The organism is Micromonospora foliorum, from assembly GCF_022229015.1.
Lineage (GTDB): Bacteria > Actinomycetota > Actinomycetes > Mycobacteriales > Micromonosporaceae > Micromonospora > Micromonospora foliorum.
The window spans coordinates 1-5,548 of sequence record NZ_JAKKFF010000386.1; the positions used below are offsets into that span (position 1 = coordinate 1).

At 73.7% G+C, this 5,548-nt stretch carries 7 protein-coding genes; 2 read left to right on the plus strand and 5 right to left on the minus strand.

Annotated features, from left to right (window positions below; translation table 11 throughout):
• A partial coding sequence (locus PSH25_RS25260) for an aminodeoxychorismate/anthranilate synthase component II (protein WP_238661430.1) occupies positions 1-723 on the plus strand: 723 nt, incomplete at its 5' end.
• Between the two features lie 95 nt (positions 724-818).
• Here PSH25_RS25260 and wrbA read toward each other — a convergent pair.
• From wrbA to PSH25_RS25280, 4 genes are all read right to left on the minus strand, one after another.
• The gene (gene wrbA, locus PSH25_RS25265; RefSeq protein WP_238661431.1) at positions 819-1,436 is read right to left on the minus strand and encodes an NAD(P)H:quinone oxidoreductase; all 618 of its coding nucleotides are present in this window, start codon (positions 1,434-1,436) and stop codon (positions 819-821) included.
• A gap of 304 nt (positions 1,437-1,740) precedes the next feature.
• Complete coding sequence (locus PSH25_RS25270) at positions 1,741-2,109, minus strand: DUF3037 domain-containing protein (protein ID WP_130402437.1); 369 nt, start codon at positions 2,107-2,109, stop codon at positions 1,741-1,743.
• Entirely contained in the window at positions 2,106-2,864 is a 759-nt protein-coding gene (locus PSH25_RS25275) for a HipA family kinase (protein WP_238661432.1), read from the minus strand. The genes PSH25_RS25270 and PSH25_RS25275 overlap by 4 nt, the downstream gene beginning before the upstream one ends.
• A 64-nt stretch (positions 2,865-2,928) precedes the next feature.
• Positions 2,929-3,321, minus strand: a complete 393-nt coding sequence (locus tag PSH25_RS25280; protein WP_238661433.1) for a hypothetical protein — start codon at positions 3,319-3,321, stop codon at positions 2,929-2,931.
• A gap of 138 nt (positions 3,322-3,459) precedes the next feature.
• Here PSH25_RS25280 and PSH25_RS25285 point away from each other — a divergent pair, with 138 nt between their 5' ends.
• Positions 3,460-4,569, plus strand: coding sequence for a winged helix DNA-binding domain-containing protein (locus PSH25_RS25285; RefSeq protein WP_238661434.1), 1,110 nt, complete (start codon positions 3,460-3,462; stop codon positions 4,567-4,569).
• 10 nt (positions 4,570-4,579) lie between these two features.
• Here the strand turns inward: PSH25_RS25285 and PSH25_RS25290 are convergent.
• The coding region (locus tag PSH25_RS25290) for a 4-alpha-glucanotransferase (RefSeq protein ID WP_238661435.1) at positions 4,580-5,548 on the minus strand (969 nt) is incomplete at its 5' end.

Consider the following 5,548-nt stretch of genomic DNA (forward strand, 5'->3'; position numbering starts at 1 on the left):
CTGGCCGACGACCCGGCGGTACGCGACGCGCTGGCCGCGCGCAACGCGCCGCTGGCACGGTTCTGGCTGGACCAGCGGTCATCGGACGCGCCCGGCGTGCCCGGGCTGGTCGGCCGCCGGGTGTTGATCGTGGACGCCGAGGACACCTTCACCGGCATGCTGGCCCACCAACTGGGCGCGTTGGGCCTGAAGGTCACCACCCGGCCGTGGCACGCGACCGGCCCGGTCGACGACTACGACCTGGTGGTGGCCGGCCCCGGACCCGGTGACCCGGGCAGCGTGGACGAGCCGAAGATGGTGGCGCTGCGGGAGCTGCTGACCGGACTGCTGGCGACCGGCCGTCCCACCCTCGCGGTCTGCCTCAGCCATCAGGTGCTGGCCGGGCTGCTGGGGCTGGCCCTGCACCGCCGGGATGCGCCCTATCAGGGGTTGCAGCGGGAGGTGCGGGTGTTCGGCCGGACCCGCCGGGTCGGGTTCTACTCGACGTTCACCGCCCGCGCCGAGGCCGACCTGCTGGCCACCGCGTACGGGCCGGTGGAGCTGGCCCGGGACCCGGGTGACGGCGCCGTGCACGCCCTGCGGGGGCGCGGCTTCGCCGGGGTGCAGTTCCACGCCGAGTCGGTGCTCAGCCCGGACGGGCTCGCCGTGCTGAGCGAACTGGTGACCGATCTGCTGCCCGCGTCACGCACCGACGAGTTGTCCGCGACGCTCGGCGGCGCATAGTCGCCCCGGCCCCGGGGTAGGGCTGGATGGACCGGTGGCGCGGACGGGTCGAGAGCCCCCGCCCGCGCCGCCGGTCACCCTCGTCCGTCAGCCGGTCAGCCGGCCAGGCCCGCCTTCAGCGCGGCACCCAGCTGCACCGCGCGCCGGGCGGTGAGCGCGCAGGCCCCGAGCGCCACGGCGTCCGGGGCGATCTCCCCGTTGTTGCTGGTGTGCGAGGCGCCGTAGGGGTTGCCGGCGATGAACTGGCTGGTGTCGGTGTAGCCGGGGGTGACCACCACACCGCCCCAGTGGTAGAAGACGTTGAAGAGCGAGGTCAGCGTGGTCTCCTGCCCGCCGTGCGAGGTGCCCGTCGAGGTGAAGGCGGAGTAGACCTTGTTGACCAGCCCGCCCTGGCTCCAGAGCGGGCCGGTGGTGTCGATGAACTGCTTCAGCTGCGCGGCGACCATGCCGTACCGGGTCGGCGCACCGAGGATCACCACGTCGGCCCAGGTGAGGTCGTCGAGCATCGCCTCGGGCACGTCCTGGGTCTCCAGGTGGTGCGCCTGCCAGCCGGAGTTGGAGCGGATCGCCTCTTCCGGCGCCAACTCGCGCACCTTGCGCAGGCGCACGTCGGCGCCGGCATCCCCGGCGGCCTCACACACGGCCTGCGCCATCTGGTAGGTGGTGCCGGTGGCGCTGTAGTAGATCACCGCTACCTTGGTCTGGGCAGCCATCAGAGTGTCCCCTTCTCGTCTCGGATCAGCTCCCGCGACTACCCGCTGCGGACGCGCTCTAACGACAGTCCAGGCGCTCCCAGATAACGGTCCGCCGGCTCAAGTTTTCCGCAACTTCCCGATCGTTTCGGCCCGACGCCGCGCGCGGACGGCGATCCTGATGCCATCGGTGCCGGCGGGATCGAGCCGCCGCCCCGCACCGGGCACCTGAACGGGGGATCGCGCTCCGCCGGCAACGGCGCTGGCGTAGCGCGATCAGGGGACCACCAAAGCTCCCGCGCCCAGCCCCGGCCCCGGCCCCGGCTCAGCGGACCAGGGCCGCCATCAGCCGGTCCAGCTCGGCCGCCGGGTCGACGGTGAGACCGGTGTGCACCGGCCCGGTCTGGATCATCGTGCTCCGCGGCGCGGCCAGCCAGTGGAACCGCTCACCGAGCCGCATCCGGGTCGCCGGCCCGTCACCGGAGCAGGTCCGGTCCCAGGAGTCGAGCACCGCGGCCACCGCCGGCAGGTCGACGTCCGGCGCCAGCGCGCGAACCCGGTCGGCGTCCAGGTGCGTCCGCGCGGCCAGGAAGTCGCGCTGCTGGCAGTAGAGCAACACCCCGACGTTGATCTGCTCACCGCGCTCGATGCGGGGCACGAGCCGGATCAACGCGTACTCGAAGGGTTGCCTCATGCCCCGCTCCCCGGTGGCAGCCAGTCGGCCGTGCGGGCGACGCGGCGGGACAGGTGGTCCAGGTACGCCTCGCGCGCCGCGTCGGCCGTCTCGAAGTCGGCGGCGGTCAACCACTCCCCCGGCACCAGGGCCAACACCTCGGTGAGCAGCTCCCGGGTGACCCGGGGGGCCAACTCGGCGTCGGCCTCGGCCAGCCGCGACGCGTACGGGGCCAGCACGTGATCCTCCGCGCGGTAGGCCCGGTGCACGGCGGCCTCGGCGCGCGGCCAGTTGTGGTGGAAGTAGAGCGAGGCGCCGTGGTCGATCAGCCACAGCTCCCGGTGCCAGATCAGCAGGTTCGGATTGCGCCAACTCCGGTCGACGTTCTCCACGTACGCGTCGAACCAGAGCACCCGGGACGCCAGCGCCGGGTCGACGGGGTGCGCCACCGGGTCGAAGCCCAGCGCCCCGGGCAGGAAGTCCATCCCGAGGTTGGCGCCACCGCTGCTGCGCAGCAGCTCCTGCACCTCCTGGTCGGGCTCGGCCCGCCCGATGACCGGGTCGACGTCGAGGACCACCAGCGGCGGCACCCGCAACCCCAGCCGGCGGGCCAGCTCACCGCAGATCACCTCGGCGATGAGCGCCTTGGGCCCCTGCCCGGCACCGCGGAACTTCGCCACGTAGGTGCCGAGGTCGTCGGCCTCCACCACGCCCGGCAGCGACCCACCCTCGCGCAGCGGGGTGACGTAACGGATCGCGGTGACCTGGCGGAGCACGCCGCCCACCCTACTGGGGCCGGCCGCGACGGGTGGCGGGCCGGCCCAGACCGGTACGCGCGGGTCAGTCGAGCTTGTCGCGCAGCTTGTCGACCTGGGTCTGCAGGCGGTCCACCGCGTTCTCGTTGTTGACGAACGTGGTGATTCCCGCGGCCAGACCGAGGCCGATCAGCACGGCCAGGATGCTGAGCACCAGGCCACCGATCGACACGCCACGACCGGTGACCCCGGGTCGGCGCGCCATCTTGAGGCCGACGATGCCGAGGATGATCCCGATGATGCCGAGCACCAGGCCCAACCAGGCGAGGATCGCCGTCAACACGCTGAACAGACCGGCCACTCCGAACACCAGGGCGAAGGTCGCGGCGGCGCTCGTCTTCGCGTTGGTGTCCCCTCGATGGCTGCGGGACCCGGCCGGTACGCCGGCACCCCGGGCCGGCTCGCTTGCGGCAGTCATGAGATTCCCTCCCGTACACGCGGCGCGCGTACTTCCGGCGAGGCGCATTCCCCCGACGACCGCCGTTACGCCTCCCATCTGCGGAAGTGTCGGTGGTCGGCCCTAGGCTGGCCGCCCGGCCACGTAAAGGAGCGCCCGATGCCTGTCGACCTCAGCGCGGCCGACGCGTTGGCGCTGCGGATGACCAGCCTGCTGCTGCGCCCACATCCGAGCACCCGACCCGACAGCGTCGCCGAGGTGGTCGAGTGGTTCGGCGCGATGCAGGCACAGGACCTGGCCAGCGGGTTGTGGTCGCTGGGCGCCCGGCTGCCCGGTCGGAGCGTCACGGACGTGCAGGCGGCGTTGGAGCGGCGTGAGGCGCTGCGCACCTGGCCGATGCGGGGCACCGTGCACCTCGTCCCGTCCGCCGACGCCCGCTGGATGCTGGAGCTGACCGGCGTACGATCGCTGGCCGGCGCGGCGACCCGGCGGGCACAGCTCGGGCTCACCGAGGCCGACGCGGACCGGGCGGTGGACGTGCTCGGCAGCGCTCTGGCCGGTGGCGGTCGGCTCACCCGCGCGCAGTGCCTGGCCACCCTGCGGGCGGCCGGCCTGGGCACCGACGGGCAACGTGGTTACCACCTGCTGTGGTATGCGAGCGTCCGTGGCGTGACCTGCGTGGCGCCGAACGTCGGCACCGACCAGACCTTCGCCCTGCTCGACGAGTGGGCGCCCGAGCCCCACCGGCTGGAACGGGACGAGGCGCTGGCCGTGCTCGCCCACCGCTACGTTCGCGGGCACGGCCCGGTCACCGACCGCGAGTTCGCCGGGTGGAGCGGCCTGACTCTCACCGACGCCCGGCGCGGCCTGGCCGCCGCCGACGACGCGCTGAGCACGGTGCGGGTCGACGGCACACCGATGTACGTCGACGCGGCCCTGGCCGACGCGCCGCGCACCGCGCCGGACGACGTGCTGGCGCTGCCCGGCTTCGATGAGTACCTGCTCGGCTTCCGGGACCGCACGTTGATGCTCGACCCCGCCCACCAGGCGGCCGTGGTGCCGGGCAACAACGGCATCTTCCAGGCCACCGTGGTCCGCGCCGGTCGGGTGGTGGGCGTGTGGAAACGCAAGGTCGGCCGCACCGCGGTCACCGTGACGATCCAGCCGCTCACGACGCTCGACGTCGCCGCCCACGCCCGGGTGGAGCAGGCGCTCGGGCGCTACGCCGACTTCCTCGGGCTTCCGGCCCGCTTCGACTGGCTGACCTGACCCGGCGGCGTCACCGCTGCGGCGGTGCCGGGTCGGCCGGTCGGGGGCGGGCGGCGCTGAGCAGGTCGACGATCCGGGTCACCCGGGGGTCCGCCTGGATCTGCGCCACGCTGGCCGGCAGCGGCAGCCGCCAGTTCGGATACTCGTCCACCGTGCCCGGCATGTTGGGTTGGCGCACCTCGCCCAGCACGTCGTAGAGGGAGACGCCGAGCAGCCGGGTCGGGCTGGCCGCGAGCGCGGCGTGCATCGCCACCACCACCTCGCCGTCGTCGGGCGTCTTCGCCGGTTCAGCCGACTCGGACCCCGCAGCCGGCTCAGGCAGCAGGTCCTCGGCAGCCAGCATCGTGAGCAGCCGGTCCCGATCGGCGGCGGCACGGGCCCGCTCCACCGCCACGTCGGTGCCGAGCAGTTTCAACTCGTCGCGCACCCGCACGTGCTCACCGGTCAGGAAGCCCGGCGCGGTGGGCAGGTCGTGGGTGGAGATGGTGGCGAGGGCGTTGCGGGGCCACCGCGCCGGTGGGACGAAGTCACCGGCGTCGTCACGCGCGAACCACAGCACTGTCGAGCCCAGCATGTTGCGCCCCCGCAACCCTCGGGTCACCGCCGGTTGGACCGTGCCGAGATCCTCACCGACCACCACCGCGCCGGCCCGGTGCGCCTCCAACGCGAGGATGCCGAGCATGGCCTCGGCGTCGTAGCGCACGTAGGTGCCCTCGGCCGCGCCGCCGCCCGGCGGCACCCACCACAGTCGCCACAGGCCGGCGACGTGGTCGACCCGCAGACCACCCGCGTGCCGCAGGGTGCGGCGCAGCATGTCCCGGTAGGCGGCGTAGCCGGTGGCGGCGAGCCGGTCCGGGCGCCACGCGGCCAGCCCCCAGTCCTGGCCGAGTGGGTTGAAGTCGTCCGGCGGCGCGCCGACCCGCACCCCCTGGGCCAGCACGTCCGCGAGCTGCCAGCCGTCCGCGCCGCCCGGGTCGAG